The organism is Phreatobacter sp., assembly GCF_016793595.1.
Classification (GTDB): domain Bacteria; phylum Pseudomonadota; class Alphaproteobacteria; order Rhizobiales; family Phreatobacteraceae; genus Phreatobacter.
The window spans coordinates 18,377-43,985 of record NZ_JAEULY010000001.1 but is presented as its reverse complement, the minus strand read 5'-3'; the positions used below and the strand labels follow the sequence as shown (position 1 = coordinate 43,985).

The window sequence follows — 25,609 nt, the reverse complement described above, 5'->3', positions numbered from 1 at the left end:
CGGCCTGCCATCAGGCCTCGGCGAGCGTCTTCACATAGGCGCCCGCCGGCTTGGTCTCGTCGGCGTGCAGGGACGCGTCATACTTGAACAGGGTCGAGCAGTAAGGGCAGACGATCTCGGCCTCGCTGCCCATGTCGAGGAAGACGTGCGGGTGGTCGTAGGGCGCGCGCGCGCCCATGCACTGGAATTCCTTCACGCCGATATTGATCGTGGCGACGCCATCGTCATTGGCGAAATGGGGCACGACATGAGCGGCCATGACACGTCCTCGTCAGATTTTGGCGGACCATAGTGCGGCCAGCCCCGAAACGGAAGCGCGGGATCAGCCCGCCAGCCAGCCGAAACTGACCAGCGCAGCGGCGACAAGCGCGGCGACCAGCGCCACCACCAGAAGCGTCGCAAGGATGCCGATGGCATGGCCGGCCGCGACCAGCATGCCGTCCTCCTCCAGAAAGCCGACCGACAGCACCACCAGCGCCACGCCGGGCGGGAAATTGCCGATCCACGACAGCGGCAGCGCCAGAATGCCGCCGAGCAGCACGAACATGGCGCCGAGCGCGAGGCGCATCGCCCCGCGCGTCATGAAGGTCCAGCGGGGCTTCGCGACGGCCTCCAGCTTGACGACCCAGGACACTGTCCGGTCGACCATCGAGGCCAGTTGCGCGCGCGGCAGCGTCCTGTCGGCCAGCGTCGCGGGCAGCCATGGATCGCGGCGGCCGATCAGCATCTGCAGGCCGACCACGGCGATGACAATGCCCGACACCGTCGAGACGCCCGGAATCATCGGAATGATGTTCGGCAGGGCGAAAATCAGCACCAGAAGGCCGAAGGCGCGGTCGCCAAGGGCGGCGGTCAATGCGCCGAGCGAGATGCGCTCGCCCTCGCCGAGGGTCTTCAGGCCGAGGAAGACCTCGGACGTGGACTGGGCATGTTCAGGGGAATCGACGGTCAATGGCGCGCCTCCGCGCCGCGCTTCTAGCGCATCGCGGGCGGCCATGCATACCGGGCAGGCGCAACCCCGCCATCGCCTGCCGCGAATGCCGGGCTCAGAAGATGAACGAGAACAGGCTGGCGATGACCGTATAGCCGATACCGGCCCCGATCGCCGTGGCAATGGCGGCGAGCAAGAAGCCGGCGGCGACCAGCACGCCGTCGCGCTCCGTCAGGCCGAGGCCGAACACGCAGAGCGCCAGTCCCTGCGGCATGGAGCCGATCCACGGGATCGGCACGATCACGAGCAGCACCGCCAGCACCAGCACCGCCAGGCCCACGACCCTGCGGGCCGCGGGGCCGGCGGCAAGGCGGAAGCGCGGTCGCGAGACCCTTTCCAGCGAGGCGAGCAGCGGCAGCGTCCGGTCCATGACGGCGGTGAGCTTGGCGCGCGGCAGCGCCGTGCGGGCGATGCGGTCGGGCAGCCAGGGCACATCGCGACCGACGACGATCTGCAAGCCCAGTACCACCAGAACGAGGCCGGTGATGATGGGCAGGCCCGGGATCGGCAGGAGGTTCGGCAGGCCGAACAGGATCAGCGATATGCCGAAGGCGCGGTTCCGCAACGCCGCGAGCAGGTCGCCGACCGTCACCGTGGCGAGAATCTCGGAATGGGTCGAGGACTGCGCCGACATGAGCGAGGCCAGGATTTGCGATGTCTTCTCGGGGCTCGCCACGTGGGTACCGGCAGTCGACTGAACCGGAACCATAGAATGTCCGCCGCGGCTTTTCCACGGCGCTGTCGATCCCGGTATCCAGGTGCGACAATTGGCGCGTCAGTGCAGCAGGCCGACAGGTTGAGCCACCGCCACCTCGCAGGGACGCAGCAGACGCGAGGAGGTCACCCGCACCATGTGCAGGCGGCCCTCCAGCGAGCGTTGCCAGAACGACAGGAAGCGCTGCAACACCGGGAAGTGCGGCGCCTGGTCGTAGTCCTGCCAGATATAGCTCTGCAGCAGCAGCGGATGGTCGGGCATCCGGTAGAGGATTTCCGCCGTGGTCAGCGAATAGCCCTCGATCATGCGAAGGAAGTCGGCATCGACGGCGGGCGCGGCCGGGCGGACTGCGGGCTTCAGGTCAATGGGCATGGCGATCTCCAACGCGACGTCGGGATGCACTTGCGGTCGAAGTCTCTGGCGAGCCGTCTCTTTGCCGACTCTGAATATCGGGATTGGGCGACCGTCATGGTTAGCGCCCGGTTAACGGCAGGCCCCTCGCCAGCACGGTTCCGCCGCCGGCTACCTCCATCCGGGTCCATCCCGATGTCTTGCACGCGCAAGGCGTGGCCAGATGGGCCATGCGGCTATCGGTGGCGTTCTGTTGCGTCATGACGCTCTGGCTCGCCACGGCTCCGGCCGCGGCCGAAGCGGTTTTGCCGCGCGTCACCACCTTCCTCGGCGTCGAGGGCGCTTTCGACGGCGGCCATTTCTCGGCCGGGGTCGATGCCACCATCGGCTCCCATGTCGATGGCCGCGGCTTCGCCCTGCGCGCGACGGCTGGCACGGGTCTGTCGCGGTTCCGCGCGGATCCCCTGCTGCCCGGTCGCATCGTCGAGGTCACGCAGGCCGCCCGCCTGCTCCTCGGCTGGCGCGAGAGTGGATCATGGGGCATCGCCACCCTGTTCGTCGGCGGCGCGCTGGAATCGCGGCGGCTCGCGCCCGCGCTGCTCTTCGACACGCAGACCGGGACCCGCTTCGGCCCCGCCGTCGTGCTCGATGCCTGGCTGAAGCCGATGGAGCGCGTCGCGGTCCATGTCTTCGCCGACTATACGACGGCCTATCGCGCCGGAACGCTGCGCGTCGCGCCCGGCTACGACATCGGCGATGGCCTGTTCGTTGGCCCGGAAGGCACGCTCAGCGTCCACCATGGCACGCTGCGCACGCGGCTCGGATTTCACGTCACGGGACTTCGGCTCGGCCCGGTCGGCCTGCGCCTCTCCGGCGGCTGGGCGATGGACCGAGGCGGGCGCTCCGGTCCCTATGGCGCGCTGTCTCTCTGGCGCAGCCATTGACGAGGCGCTCCAGCGCCGCGGTGCGGACCGTTCCGGTTCAGCGCCTCGCGGCCGCCCCCTCAGAACTTGTAGGATACCGCGGTACGCAGGCCGAGATTGAGCTGCGACGCCGTCGACAGGAAGGCCGGGCCGCTGACCGACTGCGACAGGGCGATGAACGACGGGTACACGACGCTCGGTGTCGCCGCGATATATTCGACGGTGCCGCTGATGCGGACCGACCAGGGCGTCGTCGAGCCGAACAGCACGCCGGCCTCGCCACCCGCACGCCAGGTCGTGCGCGTCAGGCTTCCGCCGGCCACCGCCACGTTGGTCGGCGGCGGGAAGAAGGTGCCGGTATAGGTCTGCATGGAGGCAAAGCTCGCAGAGAGGAAATCCAGCGAGACCGAGGCGTTGCCGAACAGGCTGATCAGCGGCGTCACGGGCATCGAACCGCCGAGCGTCGCGCCGATGCGCCAGTAATTGCCGCGCATGTTCGTGGTCAGCGTCATCGACCTCGGATCGGAGCCGACCTCGAGAATCTGGTCGCGGTGGCTGAGATTCTGGTAGCCGACGAAAAGGCCCGGCGTCAGCGTGAAGCCGCCCATGTCGTAGGTCCGGCGGACACCGAGATCCAGGCCGAGCCGGTGCTGCGTGCGGGTCAGATCGTTCGACCGCGATCCGAACAAACCAACCACCGCACCGCCAGTGATTCCCGGCCGGATGATTCCGTCGATGAACGGCGTCATGGCTGTATTGGATCGCAGCCCATCCCACTGATCGGTGCCGAAATAGCTGCCCTTGGCGTAGATTTCCGTCGCCTGCGCAAAGCCGCCGAGCCGATAGGCGACGGTCAGGTCGACGCCCGCCCCGAAGGCGAACCGGCGATCGGGCGTGTAGGAGCCGCGATCCGCTCCGCCTTGGACCGGAAACGCCGACATGTTGCGGCCGAATTTCATCGGCGGAAGCTGCGTCGCATAGGCCGTCGTCCCGCCCTCGATGATCCAGTTGCTCGGATCAGGGCGGACAAGAGGCGCGACCTCGGAGGCCTGCGCAGCGGAACTGGCGGCGATAGCGGCAAGCACGGCTACGATGTGACGCATGTCAGGCTCCGGCACGATTATTTCCCGTGCGCCTTCGTAGCCATTCCCCTACGTCACACCAACGCATTCGCGCAGATTCGCGCGACAGTTGTGCATTCTCGAATTCTTCTGTGGCGCGGACGCAACAATCATCCCCCAAGGCCGCGCCCGTCGTCAGCGATCCGTCTGGACGTCGGGGAAGCCCGCCTTCAGCGGTTCGGCGACAAGGAACAGCGCCAGCGTGTCGAGATAGCTGGTGCGCCAGAACCGTGGCACCCAGTGCCGCTCGACCGAGCCCGCGCGCTGCACCGAGCCGAAGGTCCTGCGCAACGCCGCCAGCGCCTCCGCCTCGCGGCGGCTTTCCGCCACGACGAGAATCGGCCGCGACCGCAACGTTTCGACATCCGGTGGCGGTTCCATCGCGTAGCGCAGCCGCTCGCCGAGCTGGACGACCGGCAGGTTGCGCGATCCGTAGAAGCGCAGATGCGCCGTTGTCGTGTAGCTGACGGTGCCGATGGTCGCCGCGCCCCGCGCTGCGGTCTCCCTCTCGATAGCCTCCCCCGTGGCGCGCCAGCCGTGAAGCTGCCCGGTCGGATCGATGGCCAGCGGCACGATGCGGAACGCGGCGTGGCCGATCACGACGACGCCCAGAACGACGCCGAGAACCAGTCCCCAGCGCATGGAGGCGCGCAGAATCGCCCGCATCCATGAGATCGCCGGCCACGCCTTGCCGCCGAGCGCGGCTGCCGCGATGGAGGCCGGCAGGAGGCAGGCGGTCCAGTTGCCCTGCACCCGGTCGAACAGGCCGTACCAGACGAGATAGGCGACGAGCGGCAGCGTCGTCGCGGCGATCAGCGTCTCGCCTGCCGCTCGCCCGGCGAGCGCCCGGCGCGTCGCCACCCACAGGCCCCAGAGGACGACGAGGCCGATCAGCGGCGTCAGCAGCGCCGCCTGCCCCGCGATGAATTCCGGCACGAAGCGCGGATCGAAGGCCTGCGGCACGGCGCGGCCGAACTGCTTCGTCAGCGAAGCGCCGCCATGGGTGAGGTTCCAGGCGATGACGGGCGCCATGACCGCGAGGCACAGCGCCCCACCCGCATAGGCCCAGGGCGAGGCGAACCACCGCCGCATCTCCGGCACCCACAGAAGCCAGAGCACTATGCCGAGCCCGAGGAAGACGGCGGTATATTTCGACACGAAGGCGAGCCCGACCGACAGGCCGGCCGCTAGCCACCACGCGCCCCTGCCCGTCCGCCAGATCTCGACCAGCGCCAGCAGCGCCAGCGTCCAGAACAGCACCAGCGGCGTGTCGGGCGTCACCAGCATCGCGCCCGCGCCGAGGAACAGCGTGCCCTGCACGAGCCCTGCGGCGGCGATGGCCGCGACCCGGTCGTCGGTCAGCCGCCAGACGAGGCGCCAGACGCCAAGGCTCGCCGCCGCGCCCAGCAGCACCGACAGCCAGCGGATGCCGAATTCGGTATCGCCGAAAACGGCGATGGAGGCGCGGATCAGCACCGCAACCATCGGGGGGTGATCGAGATAGCCCCACGACAGGTTCTTCGCCCAGAGCCAGTAATAGGCCTCGTCGGCGGCCAGGCCGACCGCTCCGGCGGCCCAGAGGCGCAGCGCCGTCAGGATCGCGACGAGAACAATGACCGCGGCCGCCGACCCCGCCCAGACCGGGCGCGGATCGAGCGGAGCGTCAGCGGCGCCAGACGAAGGCGGACGATGCGGCATAGTTGAAAACCGCGCCCATCACCGCGCCGGCGATACCGGCGAGCCACCATTGCGCGTGGCCGGAATAGAGCCAGCTCGCGACGCCGACATTGCCGAGCGCACCGATGCTGCAGACGAGATAGAACAGCGCGAGGCCGACCCAGAATTTCGATCCGCGCAGCCGACCGTCGCGATAGGTCACCTCGTTGTTGATGATGAAGTTCGAGGTCATGGCGATGGCGGTCGCCAGCGTCTGCGACCATTCGAAGCCGACGCCGCCGCGCAGCGCGACATAAAGCGCCAGCATGTGCACGACGAGGCCGCTCGCGCCGACAAGGGCGAAGAAGATGAAGCGCAGCGGGATCAGCCCGCCGGACAGCTTGTTGAGGACGAAGCCGAGATAGTCGAGCGCTACTTTCGCGTCGAGCTTGCTCTCGCCGTGGACGCGCTCGCGGAACACGAAGGGCACTTCTGCAACGCTCGGCGCGCGCGGCACCGAGGCGGCGATGTCCGCGAGGATCTTGAAGCCGGCGGTCGAGAGCTTCGGCGCGATTTCCTCCACGAGCTCGCGCTTCAGCATGAAGAAGCCCGACATCGGATCGGAGAGCGGCGCCTTCAGGATCATCGCCGAGAGCTTGCGGCCAAGGTCCGAGATCGCCTGCCGCACCGGCGAGAGGCCTTCGGTCTTGGAGCCGCCCTCGATGTTGCGGCTCGCGACCACCAGCTCTTTGCCCTCGCGGATATGTGTCAGCATGGCCGGCAGAATGGTCTCGTCGTGCTGAAGGTCGGCGTCCATCACCGCCACGACCGGCGCGGAGGAGGCGAGCATGCCCTCGATGCAGGCGCCCGCGAGGCCCCGCCGGCCGACGCGGCGGATGCAGCGCACGCGCGGGTCCTGCCGCGACAGCGCCTTGACCACGGCGGACGTGCCGTCCGGGCTGTCGTCGTCGACCACGATCATCTCCCAGGCAATGCCGGAAAGGACATGGTCGAGCCGCCGGGCCAATTCCGGCACGTTGTCGCGTTCGTTGTAGCTGGGCACCACCACCGTGAGTTCGGGCGCGGTTGTGGCTGTCTGGGTCGGGGTCATCAATAGCGTTTTCGAGCGAAGTGGGCACCGGTTCGCGTGAAGAAAACGCGACAACGCAAGAATCCGGATCATGTCTGCATCTGAACAGCGCGCAGGCACGATCCAAGCGCGGGTGATAGACGCCAGCCGGCGGAAGGGCAAGCGAGCCATCGGCCTCGCGGCCGACCATCGGAATCAAACTCCGAGCGGATCGCACCAACTCTCTGAAAAACTGAACGAAGTTCCGCAGGTCACGTTAGGGTCAACCGGTAGGGTAAAAATGCGGTCTGCATTGTGCCGGGGCCGGACACGAGGCAGTGTCGCCTCAACACTCCGCGTCCACGGAGACCCCAATTGCCTCGGATCGGCCCCGATCCGGGGCATTTTTTTGCCCGCGGCATTCACTCCTTCGCATTCACCCTGATCGTTCCGGTGGTTACGCGGCCGGCGTGCCGCCCGCCGCCGCAAGCGCTTCGGGCGTATCGAGATCGAGATGGACTGCATCGTCCTCCGCGGGCACCTCGAACACCGCCTCCGGATAGGCCGCGAGCACCGCCCGCCCGCCCTGGTCGCCGGTCACGCGCGCAAGCTCCGCAAAGAAGCGCCGGCCCCACAGCACGGGATTGCCGCGGCGGCCATCGGCGACCGGCACCACGACATGGCGCCCGGCGGCTGGATCGAAGGCGGCCGCAAGCCGCGCCACCAGTGCGGCGTCGACGCGCGGCATGTCGCCCAGCAGGATCACCACCGCATCGACATCGTCCGGCAAGGCGGCAAGGCCGGCCCTGAGCGACGTCGACAGCCCCTCCGCGAAATCGGGATTGCCGGCGAAGGCGACATCGAGGCCGCCCAGCGCCGCGCGCACGCGCTCGCCCTGATGGCCGGTCACCACCGTCACCAGCTGGAGGCCCGCGCCGACGGCCGCCTCGGCGGCGTGGCGCACCAGCGGCTTGCCGTCGAGCGTCGCCAGCAGCTTGTTCGGCCCGCCCATGCGGGTCGAGCGGCCCGCCGCCAGCACGAGCCCCGCCACTTTCGGCCGGGCCGGCATCGCAACCTCGCTCTCGCGCGGCTGGGGCCGCGAGACGATCTCCATCAGCAGCCCGCCGACGCCCATGCCGGTAATGTCGGCCTTGGAAACCGGCAGCCCCGCGAGCAGACGCATCAGCACCCAGTCGAAGCCGTTTTCCTTGGGCGATCGCGCGCAGCCCGGCGCGCCGATCACCGGCGCACCGTCGAGATCGCCGACCAGCAGCAGGTTGCCGGGGTCTACCGGCATGCCGAAATGGGCGATCCGCCCGCCGGCAGCCTCCAGCGCGGCGGGGATCACGTCGCGCCGGTCGGCGATGGCGGATGCGCCGAAGACGAGCACGAGATCCGCGCCCTCGGTTCTCGCGGCCTCGACCGCCTTGCGCAGCGCCTCGGCCTCGTGCGGCACGCGCCGCTCGGAGACAATGGAGGCGCCGGTCGGCTTCAGCCGCTCGGCGGTCACCCGCAAGGTCTTGTCGACCACCTTGTCGGCAAGGCCCGGCAGCAGTGTCGATATCACCGCGACCCGCCTCAGCACGAAGGGCGCGACGCGGATCAGGGGACGCGGCCCGGCGGCTCTCTTCACCGCATCGCCGGATGCGGCGTAGGGGATGATCTTGACGGTTGCGATCATCTCGCCGGGCTCGACCGCCGCGAAGGCCGGCAGGGTCGCCAGAGTGATGGCCTCGTCGATCCGGTTGACGGCGTCGATGCCCTCGCGCTCGACGACCAGCACGCCCGCGACCTCGGCGAACAGGTTGGCCCGTCCGGTGAAGGCGGCATCGACCCTGACGCCCTCCCCGGCCACCGCCGCGGCGATGCGCGCCGCGGCCTCGTCCTCGCCGACATCGCCGGTCTCGACCATCGCCACCGTCACGGTGTCGATGCCGGCGGCCCTGAGCGCCGCGATCTCCGCCTCGCGAACCACCGCGCCCTTTTTCAGCACGAGGCCGCCGGAGCGCACCGCATGGGCGACGACGCCGCCCAGAGCCTCGGCGACGGGAACGGGTCCGAATTTCATGGCGCGATGCCTGTCACATCCTCACGCGATCCCCTGCCGCCAGGCCTGCGTGACCTCGGCGAGGATCGACACGGCGATCTCGGCCGGCGAGATCGCCCCGATATTGAGGCCGACCGGCGCCTTGATGCGGGCCACCGCCTCCGGCGATGCCCCTGCCGCCGTCAGTCGCTCGACGCGCTTGGCATGGGTGCGCCGCGAACCGAGCGCGCCGATATAGAAGCAGTCTTTCTCGAAGGCGTGCAGCAGCGCGGGATCGTCGATCTTCGGATCGTGGGTCAGCGCGATGAAGGCGGTGTAGCGGTCGACGCCGAGCGGCGGCAACGCCACATCCGGCCATTCCGCCTTCAGCGTCACGTCCGGAAAGCGCTCCGGCGTCGCGAAGGCGGTGCGCGGATCGACGATCACCGGGTCGTAGCCGAGCAGTCGGGCCATCGGCACCAGTGCCTGACTGATATGGACCGCCCCGATGATCACCATCTGGGCCGGTGGAACCTGCACCGTCAGGAAGACCCGTGTCTCGCCGACGACACCACTCTTGCCCGAGCGCAGGGCGGCACGGATCGGCTCCTCCAGCGCATCCCCCGCCAGGTTCGCGTCGGTGACCAGCCGGGCGGGCGCTGCGCCATCGAGATCGGTGACCAGCACCGCCGCCTTGCGGTCCGTCCGCGCCGCATTCAGCGCGGAGAGCAGTTTCAGGTCCATCAGCCGACCTTCTCGACGTAAACCGCGATACGGCCGCCGCAGGACAGGCCCGCCCGCCAAGCCGTCTCGTCCGCGACGCCAAATTCGAGCAGCTTCGCCTTGCCGGAGCCGATCACGTCGAGCGCCTCCGTCACCACCTCGCCCTCGACGCAGCCGCCGGAGACGGAGCCGAGGAAGGTGCCTTCCTCGTCGATGACCAAATGCGAGCCGACCGGGCGCGGCGCCGAGCCCCAGGTCTCGACCACGGTCGCCACCGCCACGCCCTTGCCGACCTTCGCCCAGGCCTCGGCCTGGGTCAGGATGTCCTCGTCGGTCGACAGCATGGGCGCCTCCCCTGATAGCTGCAAGGCTGGGATCGTTCCAAGATAGGCGCAGGCGAGGCGACGCGCGAGGGCTCAGGCCGCCTTCAGCCATAGTCGCGGATCATGGGAGCGATCCGTCCGGCGCGCATCGAGCGCGGTGACGAGGTCGGCCACCGCCGCGATATTGTGGATGGTGCGGAACTCGTCGACATGCGGCAGCAGCGTGCGGATGCCGGAAGCCTTCGCCTCGAACCCGTCATAGCGCAGCAGCGGATTGAGCCAGACGAGCCGTCGGCAGGACCGGTGCAGCCGGTCTGCCTCGCGCGCGAGGTCGCCGCCGCCCTCGCGCTCCAGCCCGTCGGTGACCAGCAGCACGACCGCCCCACCGGTCAGCACCCGGCGCGACCACAGTTTGTTGAAGGCGTGGAGCGAGGGCGCGATGCGCGTGCCGCCCGACCAGTCCTGAACGGCGGCGGTGGTCGCCGCCAGCGCCTCGTCGGGGTCCTTGGCCTTCAGCATCCGCGTGATGTTGGTCAGCCGGGTGCCGAAAGTGAAGGCATGAACCTGCCGGCGCTTCTCCATCAGGGCGTGGATGAAATGCAGCATGACCCGCGTGTACTGGCTCATCGACCCGGAAATGTCGCAGAGCACGACCAGCGGCGGGTGCCTGTCCTTCGGCCCGCGCCGCGCGAGGTCGATGATGCCGCCACCCTCCCCGATCGAGCGCCGAAGCGTGCGGCGGATGTCGATGCGGTGCCCGCGGGAATCGGCCGCCAGCCGTCGCGTCGGCACTGCATCGTCGGGAAGCACCAGCGCGGCAACGCGCCGCTTCGCCTCGGCGATCTCGGCGGCGGTCATCTGCGCGAAGTCCTTATGCTGGAGCACTTCGACGTCGGAGACGGTGAAACGCGCGTCCACCTCGATCTCGGGCCGCTCCACCGGCACGCTCTCGACATCCTTGAAGAAGGCTTCCTGCAGGCGCAGCGACACCGGGTCGGGCTTGCGCTCGGGCGCATGCGCCACCGGCATCAGGATGGAGAGCAGCTTCTCCATCAGGTGCCGCCGCTTCCAGAAGATCTCGAAGCCGGTGCGGAAGATGACGGAATGCTCGTGCTTCGTCACGAAGACCGAATGCAGCGTCCAGTAGAAGTCGTCGCGCGAGCCGATCCCGGCCGCCTCGACCGCCGCAATGGCGTCCAGCACCGTGCCCGGCCCCACGGGCAGGCCCGCGACCCGGAGCGCGCGGGCGAAATGGGCGATGTTCTCGGCGAGGGCATTGGCCACGTCAGCGCCCCGCCCTCACCTCGTCGAGAATGGCCTTGGCCTCGCCGCCCTGCATCTTCTGGATGTCGTCCTGATATTTGAGCAGCACGCCCAGCGTATCGGTGACGCCCTGTGGATCGAGGCCGACCGCATCGAGCTCGGTCAGCGCCGTCGCCCAGTCGATGGTTTCGGCGACGCCCGGCACCTTGAACAGGTCGGATTTTCTCAGCCGCTGCACGAAAGCGACGATCTCCTTCGTCAGCCGCTCCGGCGCGCCCGGCGCCTTGGCCTTCAGGATGGCGAGTTCGCGCGCCGCGTCGGGATAATCAACCCAGTGATAGAGGCAGCGCCGCTTCAGCGCGTCGTGGATCTCGCGCGTGCGGTTCGACGTGACGATGACGATGGGCGCGGCCGGCGCCTTGATGGTTCCAAGTTCCGGCACCGTCACCTGGAAATCCGACAGCACCTCCAGAAGGAAGGCCTCGAAAGCCTCGTCCGTGCGGTCGAGCTCGTCGATCAGCAGCACGGGCGGGCCGCGCATGTCCGGCTCAAGGGCCTGCAACAGCGGCCGCTTGACCAGATAGCGCTCGGAGAAGATGCCGGCCGACAGCTGCTCGCGGTCCACCGCCCCCTCCGCCTCGGCAAGGCGGATCGCGATCATCTGCGCGGCATAGTTCCATTCATAGACCGCCGCCGAAACGTCCAGGCCCTCATAGCATTGCAGGCGAATGAGGCTGCGCCCGAGCGTCGCCGCCAGAACCTTGGCGATCTCGGTCTTGCCGACCCCCGCCTCGCCTTCGAGGAGGATCGGCCGGCCCATCTTCAGGGCGAGAAACAGCACGGTCGCGAGCGACCGGTCGGCCACATACTGGCCGCGCTTCAGGAGCGCCAGAGTCTCGTCGATGGAAGCGGGAAGGTTCTGCTGGGAAAGCAATGTCACGAAGGCGCTCCGGCTGCTCGTCCCACCATAGCGCAGCGGATAGCCTTCGCGAGAGCCTCAATCCGCAGAGGCGCGCCGCGCCGCGGGCTGGCCCGGATTGAGCGCAAGCCGCGTCGCCTCGGCAATGCCGGTGCCGTAGCCGGTGGACAGCGTGATCTTGGCGGGGATCAGCGTCCGCGTGCCCGCGACCGGCACGAGGATCACCTCGGCCGAGCGCCGCCGCGCCGCGGCGATGTCCGAGCGGTCGGCGCGATAGCCCGCGACCGGCTCGAAGCGCACGCGGCAGACGGCCGCCTCGCCCTTGTAGCCGCCGATATCGACCTGGCGGGTCTCGGCGAAGGAATAGATCAGGTCGAAGCGCACCACGCCGTTATAGATGCGCGAACGCCGGTCGCAGGCTGCCGCCCCGGTTACCGGCCCCGAGCCTCCCGCGACGAAAATGCCGGCGGAGAGCGGATCGACCACGCCGCGCAGATGCTCGGGGAGCACCGGCGTCGCGCGCGTATGCGGCGGCTTGTCGGGGTTGCGCACGACGGAGGCGACATTGCCGCCCGCCATGCCGATCTGCGTCGTCTCGGTCTTGCCGCCCGAACGCACCTCGACCGAATAGCTGGCGGGAACCGGATTTGCGCCGGCGATCTGCCCGGAAGCGCTCGCCGTGCCGGCGCCGCCCGCGAACATCGCGGCCATGCCGGTGACGCGGGCATTCAGCGTCGTGCGGTAGCTGCGTCCGTCCGTGGTCGAGACCATCGTGCCCGAACCGATCGACATGCCGAGGAAGCTGACCGCGTAGTCGGCGGAAATCTGGCCGGCGCTCTGTGCGGCGGCCGGCTGGACGGCGAAGGGAGCGGCCAGAACGAGGCCGAAGGCGGCAAGGCGGGGGTTCATGCCTCGGGACCCTGATTTGGAGCGGAACGGCGGGTGATCATGCGGCATGCGATCGGGCGATTTTGCGGCGTCGGACCGGCACTCTACGAGCCCTTGCATGAACCTCCGGCAACAGGCGCAAACCCTGGTCAGCGCATCAGCTCACGCAGCAGCAGCCGGCCACCGAAGACCACGAACAGCGCGCCGACCGTTCCCTCCAGCGCCCGCCGGAACCGCTGGTAGAAGCGCCTGACCGCCTGCCGCTGGAACAGCCAGGCGAGCGTCGACAGATAGAGGCCGTTGCAGGTGATCATGACGAGAATGGCCGCAAGGCCAGTCGCGACGCCGGCATTCAGCACGCCCGACACCGCGAAGATCGAGGTGATGAAGATGATCGCCTGCGCGTTGGACAGGGCCGTGACGAGGCCGAGCAGCACCATGCGCCGCGCGCCGCCCTCCCCAGCGCCATCGGCCTCGGCGGCGGCGGTCGCGGCAGGCGTCAGGCTACGCCTCACCAGTCGCGCGCCGAACCAGACGAGATAGAGCGCGCCGAAGATCGTCACCGCCAGCCTGAGCCAGGGGAACAGTTGCAGCAGCGCCGCCCAGCCGAACAGCGCGAGCAGCGCCAGCATGGCGACGCCCGCGAGATTGCCGGCCAGCGCGAAGGCGACGTCCTCGGCGGGGCGCGTCACCGCCAGATGGGTGATCAGCAGGGAGTTCGCCCCCGGCGTCGGCACGATGACCAGCCACATCAGGGTCAGAGTGAGAAGGACGGACGTGTCGAGCATCGGGATCGGTTTCGTGGTGAAGCAGCGCTCACCGTCATGCCCGGGCTTGGTCCGGGCATCCACGACTTTCTATCGCCGGCGTGCTTAAGACGTGGATGGCCGGCATAGCCGAGGCCCTGCCTCGGCGTTCCCAAGCAAGCAACGGCGGCCGCAGGCCGCCGATGGCCGGCCATGACGACGTTGCGCTCAATGACCCCGCGCAGGTCGGCATGGGTCTGGTCGGTCTCCTCAGGCCGCGGCCGCCACCGCCCGCTTGGCGATCACGCCGATCAGATGCGCGCGATAGTCCGCCGAGGCGTGGATGTCGCCGTTGAGGTTGCCGGCCGGCGTCGCGATGCCGTCGAGCGATTTCGGATTGAAGCGCTTGCCCAGCGCCTCCTCCATCGCCTCGTGGCGGAACACGCCGTCCGAACCCGCGCCCGTCACCGCGACGCGCACCGCGCGGCCCTTCTTGGCGACGAAGACACCGACGATGGCATAGCGTGAAGCCGGATTGGGGAACTTCACGTAGCCCGCCTTGCCGGGCACCGGGAAAGCGACCTTGGTGACGATCTCGTCCTCGTCCAGCGCCGTCGAGAACAGGCCGGCGAAGAACTCCTCGGCTGCCAGCTTCCGCTTGTTGGTGTGCACGGTCGCGCCCAGCGCCATCAGCGCGGCGGGATAGTCCGCCGCCGGGTCGTTATTGGCGATCGACCCGCCGATCGTGCCACGATGGCGCACCTGCGGGTCGCCGATATGGCCGGCGAGCTTGGCGAGCGCCGGGATCGCCGCCTGCACGACGGGCGAATTGGCGACCTCGGCATGCGTCGTCATCGCGCCGATGACGATGGTCCGGCCCTTCTGTTCGATGCCGGAGAGCCCTGCGCCGGCGAGATCGACCAGCGCCTTGGGGCTGGCGAGCCGCTGCTTCATGGTCGGAATCAGCGTCTGCCCGCCGGCCAGGAGCTTCGGCTCCTCGGCCTTCTTCAGGATCGCGACGGCGCCGCGGACAGTGGCGGCCTTGTGGTACTTGAAGGGATACATCTGAGCCTCTCCCGAACCTTACTCGGCCGCCTTGGCCATTTTCGACTGACGCTGAATGACCTGCCACAGCGCCTGCGGCGTCGCCGGCATCGGCACGTTCTCGGTGCCGAGCGCGTCGGTCAGCGCATTGATCACGGCGGCGGGCGAAGCGATGGCGCCCGCCTCGCCGCAGCCCTTGATGCCCAGCGGATTGGACGGCGCCGGCGTCACGGTCATGCCGACGTCGAAGGACGGCAGGTCGTGGGCGCGCGGCATGGCGTAATCCATGAACGAGGCGGTCACCAGTTGGCCGTCCTTGTTGTAGATGGTGCCTTCCAGCAGCGCCTGCCCGACTCCCTGCGCGATGCCGCCATGGACCTGGCCCTCGACGATCATCGGGTTGATGACGTTGCCGAAATCGTCCACCGCCGTCCATTTGGCGATGGTCGCGACGCCGGTCTCCTGATCGACCTCGATCTCGCAGATGTGGCAGCCGGCCGGGAAGGTGAAGTTGGTGGGGTCGTAGAACGATCCCTCCTTCAGGCCCGGTTCCAGCTCCTGCGGATTGAACTTGTGGGCGATATAGGCATTGAGCGCCACCGTGCCGAAATCGACCGACTTGTCGGTGCCCTTCACGGTGAACTGGCCGTCCTTGAAGTCGATATCGGCCTCGGCCGCCTCCAGAACGTGGGCGGCGACCTTCTTGGCCTTGGCCTCGATCTTGTCGAGCGCCTTGGAGATGGCCGACATGCCGACCGCGCCCGAGCGCGAGCCGTAGGTGCCCATGCCGAACTGCACCTTGTCGGTGTCGCCGTGGACGATGGAGACATTGTCGATGGAAATGCCGAGCCGCGAGGAGACGAGCTGCGCGAAGGTCGTCTCGTGGCCCTGCCCGTGGCTGTGAGACCCGGTGAGGATCTCCACCGTTCCCACTGGATTGACTCGCACTTCAGCGGATTCCCACAGGCCGACGCCGGCACCGAGCGAGCCGACCGCCTGCGACGGCGCGATGCCGCAGGCCTCGATATAGGTGGAATAGCCAAGGCCGCGCAGCTTGCCCTGCTTCGCCGCCTCGCGCTTGCGCTTGCCGAAGCCCTTCACGTCGGCCATGTCCATGGCCTTGACCAGCGAGGCTTTGTAGTCGCCGGCGTCGTACATCATGATGACCGGCGTCTGGTGCGGGAACTTCGAGACGAAGTTGCGCTTGCGGAACGCCGCCGGGTCCATGCCGATCTCGCGCGCGGCGGCCTCGACGAGACGCTCCACCACGAAGGTCGCTTCCGGCCGCCCTGCCCCGCGATAGGCATCGACCGGCGAGGTGTTGGTATAGACCGCGTCCACCTCGGCATAGATGGTCGGGATCGCATACTGGCCCGACAACAGCGTCGCATAGAGATAGGTCGGCACCGACGAGGCGAAGGTCGACAGATACGCGCCCATATTGGCGATGGTCTTGACGCGCAGGCCGGTGATCCGGCCCTCGGCGTCGGTCGCCAGCTCCGCGCGGGTCACGTGGTCGCGGCCGTGGGCGACGCAGAGGAACTCCTCGGTCCGGTCGGCGGTCCATTTGACCGGGCGGCCGCATTTGCGCGCGGCCCAGACGCAGACCGTCTCCTCGGCATAGATGAAGATTTTCGAGCCGAAGCCGCCGCCGACATCGGGGGCGATCACGCGCAGCTTGTGCTCGGGCGCGATCCCGATGAAGGCCGAGAGCACGAGCCGCGCCACATGCGGGTTCTGGCTGGTCGTGTAGAGCGTCAGCCCGTCAGTGCCGGCATCGTATTCGCCAACGGCCGCGCGCGGCTCCATGGCGTTCGGCACGAGGCGGTTGTTGACGATATCAAGCTTGGTGACGTGCTTGGCGGCCTTGAACGCCGCCTCCGTCGCCGCCTTGTCGCCGATGTGCCAGTCATAGACCGTGTTGTTCGGCGCTTCCGAATGGACCTCCGGCGCGCCCTTGGCCTGGGCGCCGGCCGTGTCGACATTGGCCGGCAGCACGCCGTAATCGACGTCGATCGCCTCGGCTGCGTCCTTCGCCTGCGCCAGCGTCTCGGCGATCACCACGGCGACATGGTCGCCGACATAGCGCACCTTGCCCTGCGCCAGTATGGGATGGGGGCCGGCGCGCATCGGCGTGCCGTCCTTGGAATGGATCATCCAGCCGCAGATGAGCCCGCCAACCTTGTCGGCCGCGACATCCTCGCCCGTATAGATCGCGACGACACCCGACATGGCCTTCGCCTTGGCAAGGTCGATCTTCTTCAGCGTCGCATGGGCGTGCGGCGAGCGCAGGAAATAGGCGTGGGTCTGGCCGGGACGGTTGATGTCGTCGGTATACTGGCCCTTGCCGGTGATGAAGCGGTGGTCTTCCTTGCGACGGACGGCGGCGCCGATGGCAGTGACGGTCATGACGGATCCTCCCTAAGGACCTCTGGAACGGACAGGCGGGTGACGGATGCGGCTTGTCGCGCCGCTTATTCCGCCGCCTGCCGCGCGGGCGCCTTGCCGGTCATGGCGAGCGCTCCCGCCTCCACGGCGCGGACGATGTTGTGGTAGCCGGTGCAGCGGCAGATATTGCCTTCCAGCTCCTCGCGGATGGTCGCCTCGTCCACCGCGCCCTTGCGGTTCACGATATCGACCGCCGACATGATCATGCCCGGCGTGCAGAAGCCGCACTGGAGGCCGTGATGCTCGCGGAAGGCCTCCTGCATCGGGTGCAGCTTGCCGTCCTTGGCCAGCCCCTCGATGGTCACGACATCGGCGCCCTCGCACTGGACCGCGAAAGTGGTGCAGGACTTGACGGCCTTGCCGTCGACATGGACGACGCAGGCGCCGCACTGCGACGTGTCGCAGCCGACATGGGTGCCGGTCAGGCGCAGATTCTCGCGCAGGAACTGGACCAGAAGGGTGCGGGCGTCGACGTCGGCCGAAACCTGGCGTCCGTTGACCGTCAGGGTCACCGTCGGCATGGGCGTTCCTCCTCGAAAATCGTTCGATAACCGGGGCTTTCGGCCTGGTTTTTATTGTGGCCGTCCGCGTTGATCCCGGAATAGCGGGTCATTTGCAGATTTTTGCACTTTGGACCCGTTCTCAAGAAAGCGTCAAGACGAAACCCGGACATCCGACGAGAGCCGGATGCGCGCTCCACAAGCCGCCGCCCGTTGCTTTGGCGGCGGCGTGACCTAGTGTTTCGCCGCGAGGATTCCCGGGAGAGAACCATGCCGCGCTTCACCACGTCCGACGGACTGTCGCTGCGCTACGAGGATACCGGCGGCGACAGGCCCGTCCTGCTGCTGTCGAATTCACTCGGCACCCGTCTCGAAATGTGGGACCCGCAGATGGCGGCCTTCTCAGGCGCCTTCCGCGTCCTGCGCTATGACAAGCGTGGCCACGGTGACAGCGAGACGCGCGTCGGGCCCACCAGCTTCGCCCGCCTCACCCGCGATGCGGTCGAACTGCTCGACCACCTGAATATCGCCCGGGCCGACTGGTGCGGCCTCTCCATGGGCGGCATGAGCGGCATGTGGGCCGCGACCCACCACCGCGATCGCTTCGACCGCGTCGTTCTCTGCAACACCTCGGCGGCCATGGGCCCGCCCGACCTCTGGAACCAGCGCATCGCGATCGTAAAGACCAAAGGCCTCGGCCCGCTCGTCTCCAACATCGTCGACCGCTGGTTCACCAAGCGCTTCCAGGAAGCCGACAAGGCGTCCGTCGCCCGCATCGTCGACATGCTGAACGCCACGCCGCCGGAAGGCTATGCGGCCTGCTCCTCTGCCATCCGCGACATGGATCAGCGCTGGCCGGTCCGCTCCATCACCAATCCCGTTCTGGTCATTGCCGGCACGCATGACGGCTCGACCCCGGCCGCCAAGGGGCGCGAGATCGCCGCCGCCATCCCCGGCGCAGCCTATGTGGAGCTGGACGCCGCGCACCTCTCGAACATCGAGCAGGAGAAGGCGTTCACGACAGCGGTGATGGACTTCCTGCGGCGGTAGTTGCTTGCCTCAGGGCAGGTTCACGTTCCGAATCTGTCCGGCCACTGGCGCACCGTGCATCACGGCGAGAATCTCGATTCTCGAGCGCAATCGATAGAACGCAATGTAGGGTGTTCCCGTCACGGTCAGGCGGCGCGTATCGCCGTCTTCGAGGGTGCGGCCGAGCTTGGGATGCCAGGCCAGCATCGCCACGGCCTCGACGATGCGACGAACGACGTGTTCGGCCGCACGCGCATTGTCGAGCGCGATATACGAACCGATGTCGTCGAGATCATGCAGCGCATCGTCCAGCCAGACGATTTCATCCATTAGGGATGAACTTGCGGATCACCGCCTTGACGGCGCCAGCGGAAGCGAAACGGCCGGCATCGGCAGCCTCGTGACGCTCCTTCACCTTTTTCATATGCCAGGCCTGCACATCGCCCGCTGGCTCCAGCGGAGTCGGAGAAATCGCCTCGGCAATGGAGATCGGCTTTTCCTTCGTGGGCATGGGCAGAGTATCGCAGGAATTGAGTGGTAATGAAAGCTGCGGGGACCGCTTTGCCGCCATTCACCCGCGGGACAATCGAAGAGGAAATGCCCGATGGACGAGAAGGAACGCTTCGAGAAGGGCCTCGCGGTCCGCCGCGCGGTGCTGGGCGACGCCCATGTCGACAGGTCGCTCGCGGCCCGCGACAGCTTCACCACCGAATTCCAGGACCTCATCACCCGCTATGCCTGGGGCGAGATCTGGACCCGGCCCGGCCTCGACCGCAAGACGCGTAGCTTCCTCGTCCTCGCCATGACCGCCTCGCTCGGCCGCTGGGAGGAATTCCGGCTGCACTGCCGCGCCTCCTTCTCCAACGGCGTCACCACCGACGACATCAAGGAGGTCTGTCTGCAGATCGCCGTCTATGCGGGCGTTCCCGCCGCCAATACCGCGGTGAAGGAGGCGAAGGAGGTCTTCGCCGAGCTCGGCATCAAGACCTGATCAACGCCGGTGGAAAGGCTCGAGCGGCGCCGCGACCTCAGGCACCGCCTGCCAGTCCGGATGCTCCTCCGCGTGGAGGCGCTCGGCGATTGCCGCGACCAGCGAGGCGAGCAGCAGCGCCGTCGGCCACCAGAGAGCCGCGAGAACCGGTGCCGTCTCGCGCGCCAGCACCGCCGCGACGAGCACGATGGCGACCGTCGTCACCGCCATCGACAGGCCGAGGATCAGCATGGCCGATCCCGGCACGAGGTCGTCGCTGTCATGGGTCATCTGTTCGTAGAGCGCGCCGATCAGGAACATCGCGATGGCGATTTCCCATGCCCCGGCGAAGGGCACGATCATCCGCACCTTGCCCAGCGGCCAGCCCAGCCCCGAGAAAATGCGCGCCGTCTGCGGCACGATGTCCGTGCCGAGCGCCCGGATCAGCCAGCTGTCGTCGGCCGGCAGCAGGCGCATCAGGCCATCGGTCAGAAAGACCAGCGCCCAGAAGGTCGCGATCGCTATCGATGCGCCGCTGGCCGGCCGCGCGAACAGCCCGTTCATGCATCCCTCCCCGCCGCAATCCTGGCGTGAGAGTGCATGTTCCCGCTACGTCCGCGGGACACAAGCGAAACCGATTGTTTACCTTAAAATCCCGGCGCTCAGCGCGGGATCGGCCGATAGGCCCGGTCGAAATAGGCGAGCGCCGCGCCGGCGGGACCGACACGCACGGCGACGACCTGTCCGATGACGATGATATGGGTCGCCACCGGCCGGATTTCGGCGAGCCGGCAGTCGAAGGACACCAGCGCCTCGTCGAGAACCGGAGACCCCGTCGACAGCGTCGACCACGAGCCGAAGGCGAAGCGATCGGCGCCTGAAAGGCCGCGCCGTCCGGCGAAGGTCTCGGCCAGCACCTCGGCCCCGGCCGGCAGGGCGTTGACGGCAAAGACGCCATTGGCCTCGATCAGACCGCCGTTGAGCGACTTGCGGTTGAGGCAGACCAGCATGGTCGGGGGATCGTCGGATACCGAGGCCACCGCGATGGCGGTGAACCCGCTGGTGCCGGCCTCCCCGGCCGTGGTGACGATATGGACGTGCCCCGCCACATGCGCCATTCCGTCGCGATAGGCCTGAGGCGTCGCGCTCGTCATCCCCGGAACGATCGGGCCGTTCATGCCACCATCCATCGCGATCCCTCGGCTGGAAGGCCGCATATAGGCGCTGCCGGCAGCCTTTTCCAAGCTTCGAGCCTATCCGAGCCCGGTTAAGGCTTCTCCTCGCACCCGGCATGTGAATTTCGCCATGCTGCCATTGTGGGGCCGCATGGCCGCTGCTACGCATTCGGTGACGGCGCCGCCGGCCGGATCGTGCCCAAGACACGGACACCTGCGGACGTACGTCGCGGCGCGCCCCCCCGCGCGCCGAGGGGAATTGCAACGGGAAGGCGGCGGCATGGAAGTTTTCTTCCAGCAGCTCATCAATGGGCTTACGCTCGGCTCGATCTACGGGCTCATCGCCATCGGCTACACGATGGTCTTCGGCATCATCGGCATGGTGAACTTCTCCCATGGCGACGTGTTCATGGTGTCGACCTTCATCGCGCTCATCGCCCTGATGATCCTCACCACCTGGCTCGGCATCTCCTCGGTGCTGCTGGCGCTGTTCCTCGTGCTGATCGTCGCGATGGTCTTCACCTCGCTGGTCAGCTGGACCATCGAGCGCGTCGCCTACCGCCCCTTGCGCGGTTCCTTCCGCCTCGCCCCGCTGATTTCGGCCATCGGCATGTCCATCGTGCTGTCGAACTTCGTGCAGATCTCGCAAGGGCCCCGCAACAAGGCCATCGACCCGATCCTCAACAGCGTCATCATCCTCTATGACGGCGGCAACTACGCCGTGACGCTGTCCTACAAGCAGATCCTGATCATCGTCGTCACCGCCATCCTGCTCACCATCTTCTGGTGGGTGGTGACCCATACCGCCCTCGGCCGGGCCCAGCGCGCCTGCGAGCAGGACCGCCGCATGGCCGCGCTTCTCGGCGTCGACGTCGATCGCACCATCTCCATCACCTTCGTCATCGGCGCGGCGCTGGCGGCCGTCGCCGGCACGCTGTTCCTCGTCTATTACGGCGTGGTGAACTTCGCCGACGGCTTCACGCCGGGCGTGAAGGCCTTCACCGCCGCCGTGCTCGGCGGCATCGGCTCGCTGCCCGGCGCGGTGCTCGGCGGCCTGCTCATCGGCCTCATCGAGACCTTCTGGTCCGCCTATTTCTCGGTCGAGTACAAGGACGTCGCCGCCTTCTCGATCCTTGCCATCGTGCTGGTCTTCATGCCGCAGGGCATCCTCGGCCGCCCCGACGTCGAGAAGGTGTGACGCCACGTGACCGCCGCTCCCGCCGCCGAAGCCGCCCGCCCCTCGCTCGCCGAGGCCTTTCCCGCCGCCCTCAAGGACGCGCTGTTCGCCGGCCTCATCGCGCTTGGGGTGTTCGGGCCGCTGATCGGCTTCAAGACCGCGCAGGACATGCAGAACCGGCTGATCATCGAAAGCCGGTACGGCCTGCTGTTCGCCATCGTGCTGGCCGTCGCCGCCGGTCGCCTGCTCATCTCGCTGTGGCTCGGCACCCGCTCCCGCGACGGCGCCGCCGCGCCGAAGTTCAAGCTGAGCCTGCCGCCGGTGCTGACCACCGCCCTGCCACCGGCCGCACTCGTCGCCGTGCTCGTCTACCCCCTGATGATCTACTCACTCGTCGGCGGCTCCGGCGCGCTGAAATGGATCGACAATTTCGGCATCCAGATCCTGATCTACGTCATGCTCGCCTGGGGGCTGAACATCGTCGTCGGGCTCGCCGGGCTCCTCGACCTCGGCTACGTCGCCTTCTATGCCGTCGGCGCCTATGCCTATGCGCTCCTCGCGACGCAGGTGATCCCGGCGACCTTCCCCAGCCTCGGCGTCTGGGCCTTCTGGATCTGCCTGCCGCTCGCCGGCATCCTCGCCGCCTTCTGGGGCGTGCTGCTCGGCTTTCCGGTCCTGCGATTGCGAGGCGACTATCTCGCCATCGTCACCCTGGCCTTCGGCGAGATCATCCGCCTCGTGCTGATCAACTGGAAGGAATTCTCCAACGGCTACGAGGGCATTTCCTCGATCCCCCGGCCGTCATTCTTCGGCACGCCGTTCACCGCCGCTCCGACCGGCTTCGCCGCGCAATGGGGCCTGCCCTTCACGCCGGTCTACCGCACGATCTTCCTGTTCTACCTGATCGTCGTGCTCGCCCTCATCACCGCCTGGGTCACCAACCGGCTGCGCAAGCTGCCCGTCGGCCGCGCCTGGGAAGCGCTGCGCGAGGACGAGATCGCCTGCCGCTCGCTCGGCATCAACACGGTCAACACCAAGCTCACGGCCTTCGCCATCGGCGCCATGTTCGGCGGCTTCGCCGGCTCGTTCTTCGCGGCGCGGCAGGGCTTCATCTCGCCGGAGAGCTTCACCTTCATGGAATCGGCTGTCATCCTCGCCATCGTCGTGCTCGGCGGCATGGGCTCGCTGGTCGGCACGGCCATCGCCGCCGTGGTGATGATCGGCGGCACCGAGCTCCTGCGCGAGCTCGACTGGATGAAGGCGATCTTCGGCAGGGATTTCGATCCCGTTCAGTACCGCATGCTCATTTTCGGCCTCGCCATGGTGGTGATCATGGTGTGGAAGCCGCGCGGCTTCGTCTCGACGCGCATGCCCACCGCCTTCCTCAAGTCGCGACGCGCCGTATCCGGCGACCTCGTCAAGGAGGGCCACGGATGAGCGCCGACACGATCCTCTCGGTCGAGCATCTGACCATGCGCTTCGGCGGCCTCGTCGCCGTCAACGACCTGTCATTCGAGGCCCGGCGCGGCGAGATCACCGCGGTCATCGGGCCGAACGGCGCCGGCAAGACCACGGTCTTCAACTGCATCACCGGCTTCTACAAGCCGACGCAGGGGCGCATCGTCATGAACGGCGCGGGCGGCGGCCAGCATCTGCTCGAACGCCTTCCCGACTTCCGCATCGCCCGCGAGGCGAAAGTCGCCCGGACCTTCCAGAACATCCGCCTGTTCTCCGGCATGACCGTGCTGGAGAACCTGCTGGTCGCCCAGCACAACCCGCTGATGAAGGCGTCCGGCTGGTCCATCGGCGGCATTCTCGGCCTGCCGTCCTACGGCCGCGCGGAAAGGGCTGCCGTCGAGCGCGCCGCCTACTGGCTGGACAAATGCGGTCTCACCGACCGCGCCGACGACCCCGCCGGCGACCTGCCCTATGGCCCCCAGCGCGCGCTGGAGATCGCCCGCGCGATGTGCACGGGACCCGAACTGCTCTGTCTCGACGAGCCCGCCGCCGGCCTCAACCCGCGGGAATCGCTGGTGCTCAACGATCTCCTCCGCTTCATCCGCAAGGAGCACGGCACCTCGCTGCTGCTGATCGAGCACGACATGAGCGTTGTCATGGAGATTTCCGACCATGTCGTGGTGCTCGACTACGGCACCAAGATCTCCGACGGCACGCCTTCCGCCGTCCGCGAGGATCCCAGGGTCATCGCCGCCTATCTCGGCGTCGACGATACCGAAGTGCAGAAGGTCGAGGCGGAGGTGGGCCTGTGACCGCGCTGCTGACCGTCCGGGGCGTCGAGACCTATTACGGCTCCATCCAGGCGCTGAAGGGCATCGACATCGACGTCGCCTCCGGCGAGATCGTCACGCTGATCGGGGCCAATGGCGCCGGCAAGTCGACGCTGATGATGACCATCTGCGGCAGCCCACAGGCCCGCCGCGGCACCGTCGTCTATGACGGCACCGACATCACCCGCATGCCGACCCACAAGATCATGCGGCGGGGCATCGCCCAGTCGCCCGAGGGCCGGCGCATCTTCCCGCGCATGTCGGTCTTCGAGAACCTCCAGATGGGGGCTTCCCTCACCGACCCCGCTTTTTTCGCCGACGATCTCGACAAGGTCTTCGCCCTCTTCCCGCGGCTCAAGGAGCGGCAGGAACAGCGCGGCGGCACGCTGTCCGGCGGCGAGCAGCAGATGCTCGCCATCGCCCGCGCGCTGATGTCGAGGCCGAAGCTGCTGCTCCTCGACGAGCCATCGCTCGGCCTCGCCCCGCTGATCGTCGCCGGCATCTTCAATGCCATCCGCGAGCTGAACCGGCAGGAGGGCCTCACCGTCTTCCTGGTCGAGCAGAACGCCTATCACGCGCTGAAGCTCGCCCATCGGGGCTATGTGCTGGTCAACGGCGCCGTCACCATGACCGGCACGGGCACGGAGCTTCTCGCCCGCGAGGAGGTCAAGGCGGCCTATCTCGAAGGCGGCAGACATTGACCCCCCGCCGCAGCCCCGAAGCGACGCCAACCCGGTCTGAGAGAGGCGGCTGAGATGCAGGGCATCCTCTACGAAGAACCCTCGATCTGGCTGTTTCTGCTGGTGACCGTGGTGATCGGCGGCAGCCTCGCCTTTCTCACCGGCAGGGCCTGCGCCGAGACATGGCGCGACGCCGGGAGGACCGTCGTCTTCCTGCTGCTGCTCGGCGCCGCGGTGCGTTTCTTCCATTTCGCCCTGTTCGAGGGCACGCTTCTGTCGCTGCGCTACTACGTCGTCGATACGCTGGTGGTCGGCGCCATCGGCCTCGCCGCCTGGCGCATGACGCGTGCCCGCCAGATGGTACAACAATACTGGTGGCTCTACGAGCGCACCGGCCTGTTCTCCTGGAAGGAGCGGGTCCCGCCGCTGGCCGCCGGTACGGAAAAACCCTGATGCGCCATCAAGTCCGCCGGGACGGGCTGACAATCGGCGTGAAAGCGTGTTCGATCCCCTTCAAGGGCTGCTTTGCGGCCCTCACGGGGGCTTGTCGGGCCACATCGTGAACTCTCTTGGGAAGGATGAGA

At 67.8% G+C, this 25,609-nt stretch carries 29 protein-coding genes; 8 read left to right on the top strand and 21 right to left on the bottom strand.

Features of this window, described 5'->3' with window-relative positions; all coding sequences use genetic code 11:
- Positions 1–10: 10 nt before the first annotated feature.
- The 4 genes from JNK84_RS00255 to JNK84_RS00240 form a co-directional block, all read right to left on the bottom strand.
- Complete coding sequence (locus JNK84_RS00255) at positions 11–259, bottom strand: zinc-finger domain-containing protein (protein ID WP_293418982.1); 249 nt, start codon at positions 257–259, stop codon at positions 11–13.
- 63 nt (positions 260–322) lie between these two features.
- The gene (locus tag JNK84_RS00250; protein WP_293418979.1) at positions 323–952 is read right to left on the bottom strand and encodes an exopolysaccharide biosynthesis protein; all 630 of its coding nucleotides are present in this window, start codon (positions 950–952) and stop codon (positions 323–325) included.
- A gap of 94 nt (positions 953–1,046) precedes the next feature.
- Entirely contained in the window at positions 1,047–1,700 is a 654-nt protein-coding gene (locus JNK84_RS00245) for an exopolysaccharide biosynthesis protein (protein WP_293418976.1), read from the bottom strand.
- 66 nt (positions 1,701–1,766) lie between these two features.
- Complete coding sequence (locus JNK84_RS00240) at positions 1,767–2,078, bottom strand: usg protein (RefSeq protein WP_293418973.1); 312 nt, start codon at positions 2,076–2,078, stop codon at positions 1,767–1,769.
- A 239-nt stretch (positions 2,079–2,317) separates the two neighbouring features.
- Here JNK84_RS00240 and bcsS point away from each other — a divergent pair, with 239 nt between their 5' ends.
- The gene (bcsS, locus tag JNK84_RS00235) at positions 2,318–3,001 is read left to right on the top strand and encodes a cellulose biosynthesis protein BcsS (RefSeq protein ID WP_293418970.1); all 684 of its coding nucleotides are present in this window, start codon (positions 2,318–2,320) and stop codon (positions 2,999–3,001) included.
- Between the two features lie 59 nt (positions 3,002–3,060).
- On the opposite strand, the gene JNK84_RS00230 is transcribed toward bcsS, so the two are convergent.
- From JNK84_RS00230 to JNK84_RS00170, 13 genes are all read right to left on the bottom strand, one after another.
- Positions 3,061–4,083, bottom strand: a complete 1,023-nt coding sequence (locus tag JNK84_RS00230; RefSeq protein ID WP_293418966.1) for a hypothetical protein — start codon at positions 4,081–4,083, stop codon at positions 3,061–3,063.
- A gap of 153 nt (positions 4,084–4,236) precedes the next feature.
- Positions 4,237–5,799 (bottom strand): glycosyltransferase family 39 protein, encoded by a 1,563-nt coding sequence (locus JNK84_RS00225; protein ID WP_293418963.1) that lies wholly within the window; start codon positions 5,797–5,799, stop codon positions 4,237–4,239.
- Positions 5,765–6,868, bottom strand: a complete 1,104-nt coding sequence (locus JNK84_RS00220) for a glycosyltransferase family 2 protein (RefSeq protein ID WP_293418959.1) — start codon at positions 6,866–6,868, stop codon at positions 5,765–5,767. Before JNK84_RS00220 ends, JNK84_RS00225 begins: the two co-directional genes overlap by 35 nt.
- A 415-nt stretch (positions 6,869–7,283) precedes the next feature.
- The gene (locus tag JNK84_RS00215) at positions 7,284–8,894 is read right to left on the bottom strand and encodes a molybdopterin-binding/glycosyltransferase family 2 protein (RefSeq protein ID WP_293418956.1); all 1,611 of its coding nucleotides are present in this window, start codon (positions 8,892–8,894) and stop codon (positions 7,284–7,286) included.
- A gap of 21 nt (positions 8,895–8,915) precedes the next feature.
- The gene (locus JNK84_RS00210) at positions 8,916–9,596 is read right to left on the bottom strand and encodes an XdhC family protein (protein ID WP_293418953.1); all 681 of its coding nucleotides are present in this window, start codon (positions 9,594–9,596) and stop codon (positions 8,916–8,918) included.
- Positions 9,596–9,919, bottom strand: coding sequence for an XdhC family protein (locus JNK84_RS00205; protein WP_293418950.1), 324 nt, complete (start codon positions 9,917–9,919; stop codon positions 9,596–9,598). The genes JNK84_RS00210 and JNK84_RS00205 overlap by 1 nt, the downstream gene beginning before the upstream one ends.
- A 72-nt stretch (positions 9,920–9,991) precedes the next feature.
- Entirely contained in the window at positions 9,992–11,182 is a 1,191-nt protein-coding gene (locus tag JNK84_RS00200) for a vWA domain-containing protein (RefSeq protein WP_293418946.1), read from the bottom strand.
- A 1-nt stretch (position 11,183) separates the two neighbouring features.
- Entirely contained in the window at positions 11,184–12,101 is a 918-nt protein-coding gene (locus tag JNK84_RS00195; protein WP_293418943.1) for an AAA family ATPase, read from the bottom strand.
- 57 nt (positions 12,102–12,158) lie between these two features.
- A complete protein-coding gene (locus JNK84_RS00190) occupies positions 12,159–12,989 on the bottom strand; it encodes a DUF3108 domain-containing protein (RefSeq protein WP_293418940.1) in 831 nt (276 codons plus the stop codon).
- Positions 12,990–13,117: 128 nt separating this feature from the next.
- Positions 13,118–13,819, bottom strand: coding sequence for a LysE family translocator (locus tag JNK84_RS00185; protein WP_293418937.1), 702 nt, complete (start codon positions 13,817–13,819; stop codon positions 13,118–13,120).
- 165 nt (positions 13,820–13,984) lie between these two features.
- Positions 13,985–14,779: an FAD binding domain-containing protein gene (locus JNK84_RS00180; RefSeq protein WP_293418934.1), complete on the bottom strand. Its 795-nt coding sequence runs from the start codon at positions 14,777–14,779 to the stop codon at positions 13,985–13,987.
- 18 nt (positions 14,780–14,797) lie between these two features.
- On the bottom strand, positions 14,798–17,167 hold the full coding sequence (locus JNK84_RS00175) for a xanthine dehydrogenase family protein molybdopterin-binding subunit (protein ID WP_293418931.1): 2,370 nt from the start codon (positions 17,165–17,167) through the stop codon (positions 14,798–14,800).
- Between the two features lie 65 nt (positions 17,168–17,232).
- Positions 17,233–17,727, bottom strand: coding sequence for a (2Fe-2S)-binding protein (locus JNK84_RS00170; protein ID WP_293418928.1), 495 nt, complete (start codon positions 17,725–17,727; stop codon positions 17,233–17,235).
- A gap of 249 nt (positions 17,728–17,976) precedes the next feature.
- Between JNK84_RS00170 and pcaD the strand changes: the two genes are divergently transcribed.
- Positions 17,977–18,756 (top strand): 3-oxoadipate enol-lactonase, encoded by a 780-nt coding sequence (gene pcaD / locus JNK84_RS00165; RefSeq protein WP_293418925.1) that lies wholly within the window; start codon positions 17,977–17,979, stop codon positions 18,754–18,756.
- Positions 18,757–18,765: 9 nt separating this feature from the next.
- Here pcaD and JNK84_RS00160 read toward each other — a convergent pair whose 3' ends face one another.
- Both JNK84_RS00160 and JNK84_RS00155 read right to left on the bottom strand, forming a co-directional pair.
- A complete protein-coding gene (locus JNK84_RS00160; protein ID WP_293418922.1) occupies positions 18,766–19,065 on the bottom strand; it encodes a type II toxin-antitoxin system RelE/ParE family toxin in 300 nt (99 codons plus the stop codon).
- Positions 19,058–19,246, bottom strand: a complete 189-nt coding sequence (locus JNK84_RS00155; RefSeq protein WP_293418919.1) for a hypothetical protein — start codon at positions 19,244–19,246, stop codon at positions 19,058–19,060. The genes JNK84_RS00160 and JNK84_RS00155 overlap by 8 nt, the downstream gene beginning before the upstream one ends.
- A 93-nt stretch (positions 19,247–19,339) precedes the next feature.
- Between JNK84_RS00155 and pcaC the strand changes: the two genes are divergently transcribed.
- On the top strand, positions 19,340–19,726 hold the full coding sequence (pcaC, locus tag JNK84_RS00150; protein WP_293418916.1) for a 4-carboxymuconolactone decarboxylase: 387 nt from the start codon (positions 19,340–19,342) through the stop codon (positions 19,724–19,726).
- Here the strand turns inward: pcaC and JNK84_RS00145 are convergent, their stop codons facing one another.
- Both JNK84_RS00145 and JNK84_RS00140 read right to left on the bottom strand, forming a co-directional pair.
- The gene (locus tag JNK84_RS00145; protein ID WP_293418913.1) at positions 19,727–20,269 is read right to left on the bottom strand and encodes a hypothetical protein; all 543 of its coding nucleotides are present in this window, start codon (positions 20,267–20,269) and stop codon (positions 19,727–19,729) included.
- 98 nt (positions 20,270–20,367) lie between these two features.
- The gene (locus JNK84_RS00140; protein WP_293418909.1) at positions 20,368–20,883 is read right to left on the bottom strand and encodes a flavin reductase; all 516 of its coding nucleotides are present in this window, start codon (positions 20,881–20,883) and stop codon (positions 20,368–20,370) included.
- Between the two features lie 277 nt (positions 20,884–21,160).
- Here JNK84_RS00140 and JNK84_RS00135 point away from each other — a divergent pair, with 277 nt between their 5' ends.
- From JNK84_RS00135 to JNK84_RS00115, 5 genes are read left to right on the top strand one after another with little or no spacing between them, the layout of a single operon-like run.
- Positions 21,161–22,078, top strand: coding sequence for an ABC transporter permease subunit (locus tag JNK84_RS00135; protein ID WP_293418906.1), 918 nt, complete (start codon positions 21,161–21,163; stop codon positions 22,076–22,078).
- Between the two features lie 6 nt (positions 22,079–22,084).
- Complete coding sequence (livM, locus tag JNK84_RS00130; RefSeq protein ID WP_293418903.1) at positions 22,085–23,494, top strand: high-affinity branched-chain amino acid ABC transporter permease LivM; 1,410 nt, start codon at positions 22,085–22,087, stop codon at positions 23,492–23,494.
- Positions 23,491–24,327 carry an ABC transporter ATP-binding protein gene (locus JNK84_RS00125; protein WP_293418900.1) on the top strand — a complete coding sequence of 279 codons (837 nt, stop codon included), beginning with the start codon at positions 23,491–23,493 and terminating at the stop codon, positions 24,325–24,327. Before livM ends, JNK84_RS00125 begins: the two co-directional genes overlap by 4 nt.
- Complete coding sequence (locus JNK84_RS00120) at positions 24,324–25,046, top strand: ABC transporter ATP-binding protein (protein ID WP_293418897.1); 723 nt, start codon at positions 24,324–24,326, stop codon at positions 25,044–25,046. The genes JNK84_RS00125 and JNK84_RS00120 overlap by 4 nt, the downstream gene beginning before the upstream one ends.
- A gap of 54 nt (positions 25,047–25,100) precedes the next feature.
- A complete protein-coding gene (locus JNK84_RS00115; protein WP_293418894.1) occupies positions 25,101–25,478 on the top strand; it encodes a DUF6867 family protein in 378 nt (125 codons plus the stop codon).
- Positions 25,479–25,609: the final 131 nt, after the last annotated feature.

Bases quoted from the DNA above. Each gene is read 5' to 3' on its own strand.
- JNK84_RS00215 (WP_293418956.1), bottom strand. From the start codon at position 8,894: ATGAAATTCGGACCCGTTCCCGTCGCCGAGGCTCTGGGCGGCGTCGTC.
- JNK84_RS00190 (WP_293418940.1), bottom strand. From the start codon at position 12,989: ATGAACCCCCGCCTTGCCGCCTTCGGCCTCGTTCTGGCCGCTCCCTTC.
- JNK84_RS00225 (WP_293418963.1), bottom strand. From the start codon at position 5,799: ATGCCGCATCGTCCGCCTTCGTCTGGCGCCGCTGACGCTCCGCTCGAT.
- JNK84_RS00155 (WP_293418919.1), bottom strand. From the start codon at position 19,246: ATGCCCACGAAGGAAAAGCCGATCTCCATTGCCGAGGCGATTTCTCCG.
- JNK84_RS00125 (WP_293418900.1), top strand. From the start codon at position 23,491: ATGAGCGCCGACACGATCCTCTCGGTCGAGCATCTGACCATGCGCTTC.
- JNK84_RS00220 (WP_293418959.1), bottom strand. From the start codon at position 6,868: ATGACCCCGACCCAGACAGCCACAACCGCGCCCGAACTCACGGTGGTG.
- JNK84_RS00160 (WP_293418922.1), bottom strand. From the start codon at position 19,065: ATGGATGAAATCGTCTGGCTGGACGATGCGCTGCATGATCTCGACGAC.
- JNK84_RS00180 (WP_293418934.1), bottom strand. From the start codon at position 14,779: ATGTATCCCTTCAAGTACCACAAGGCCGCCACTGTCCGCGGCGCCGTC.
- bcsS (WP_293418970.1), top strand. From the start codon at position 2,318: ATGACGCTCTGGCTCGCCACGGCTCCGGCCGCGGCCGAAGCGGTTTTG.
- JNK84_RS00145 (WP_293418913.1), bottom strand. From the start codon at position 20,269: ATGAACGGGCTGTTCGCGCGGCCGGCCAGCGGCGCATCGATAGCGATC.
- JNK84_RS00205 (WP_293418950.1), bottom strand. From the start codon at position 9,919: ATGCTGTCGACCGACGAGGACATCCTGACCCAGGCCGAGGCCTGGGCG.
- pcaC (WP_293418916.1), top strand. From the start codon at position 19,340: ATGGACGAGAAGGAACGCTTCGAGAAGGGCCTCGCGGTCCGCCGCGCG.
- pcaD (WP_293418925.1), top strand. From the start codon at position 17,977: ATGCCGCGCTTCACCACGTCCGACGGACTGTCGCTGCGCTACGAGGAT.
- JNK84_RS00230 (WP_293418966.1), bottom strand. From the start codon at position 4,083: ATGCGTCACATCGTAGCCGTGCTTGCCGCTATCGCCGCCAGTTCCGCT.
- JNK84_RS00170 (WP_293418928.1), bottom strand. From the start codon at position 17,727: ATGCCGACGGTGACCCTGACGGTCAACGGACGCCAGGTTTCGGCCGAC.
- JNK84_RS00245 (WP_293418976.1), bottom strand. From the start codon at position 1,700: ATGGTTCCGGTTCAGTCGACTGCCGGTACCCACGTGGCGAGCCCCGAG.
- JNK84_RS00255 (WP_293418982.1), bottom strand. From the start codon at position 259: ATGGCCGCTCATGTCGTGCCCCATTTCGCCAATGACGATGGCGTCGCC.
- JNK84_RS00115 (WP_293418894.1), top strand. From the start codon at position 25,101: ATGCAGGGCATCCTCTACGAAGAACCCTCGATCTGGCTGTTTCTGCTG.
- JNK84_RS00140 (WP_293418909.1), bottom strand. From the start codon at position 20,883: ATGAACGGCCCGATCGTTCCGGGGATGACGAGCGCGACGCCTCAGGCC.
- JNK84_RS00240 (WP_293418973.1), bottom strand. From the start codon at position 2,078: ATGCCCATTGACCTGAAGCCCGCAGTCCGCCCGGCCGCGCCCGCCGTC.
- JNK84_RS00210 (WP_293418953.1), bottom strand. From the start codon at position 9,596: ATGGACCTGAAACTGCTCTCCGCGCTGAATGCGGCGCGGACGGACCGC.
- JNK84_RS00175 (WP_293418931.1), bottom strand. From the start codon at position 17,167: ATGACCGTCACTGCCATCGGCGCCGCCGTCCGTCGCAAGGAAGACCAC.
- JNK84_RS00135 (WP_293418906.1), top strand. From the start codon at position 21,161: ATGGAAGTTTTCTTCCAGCAGCTCATCAATGGGCTTACGCTCGGCTCG.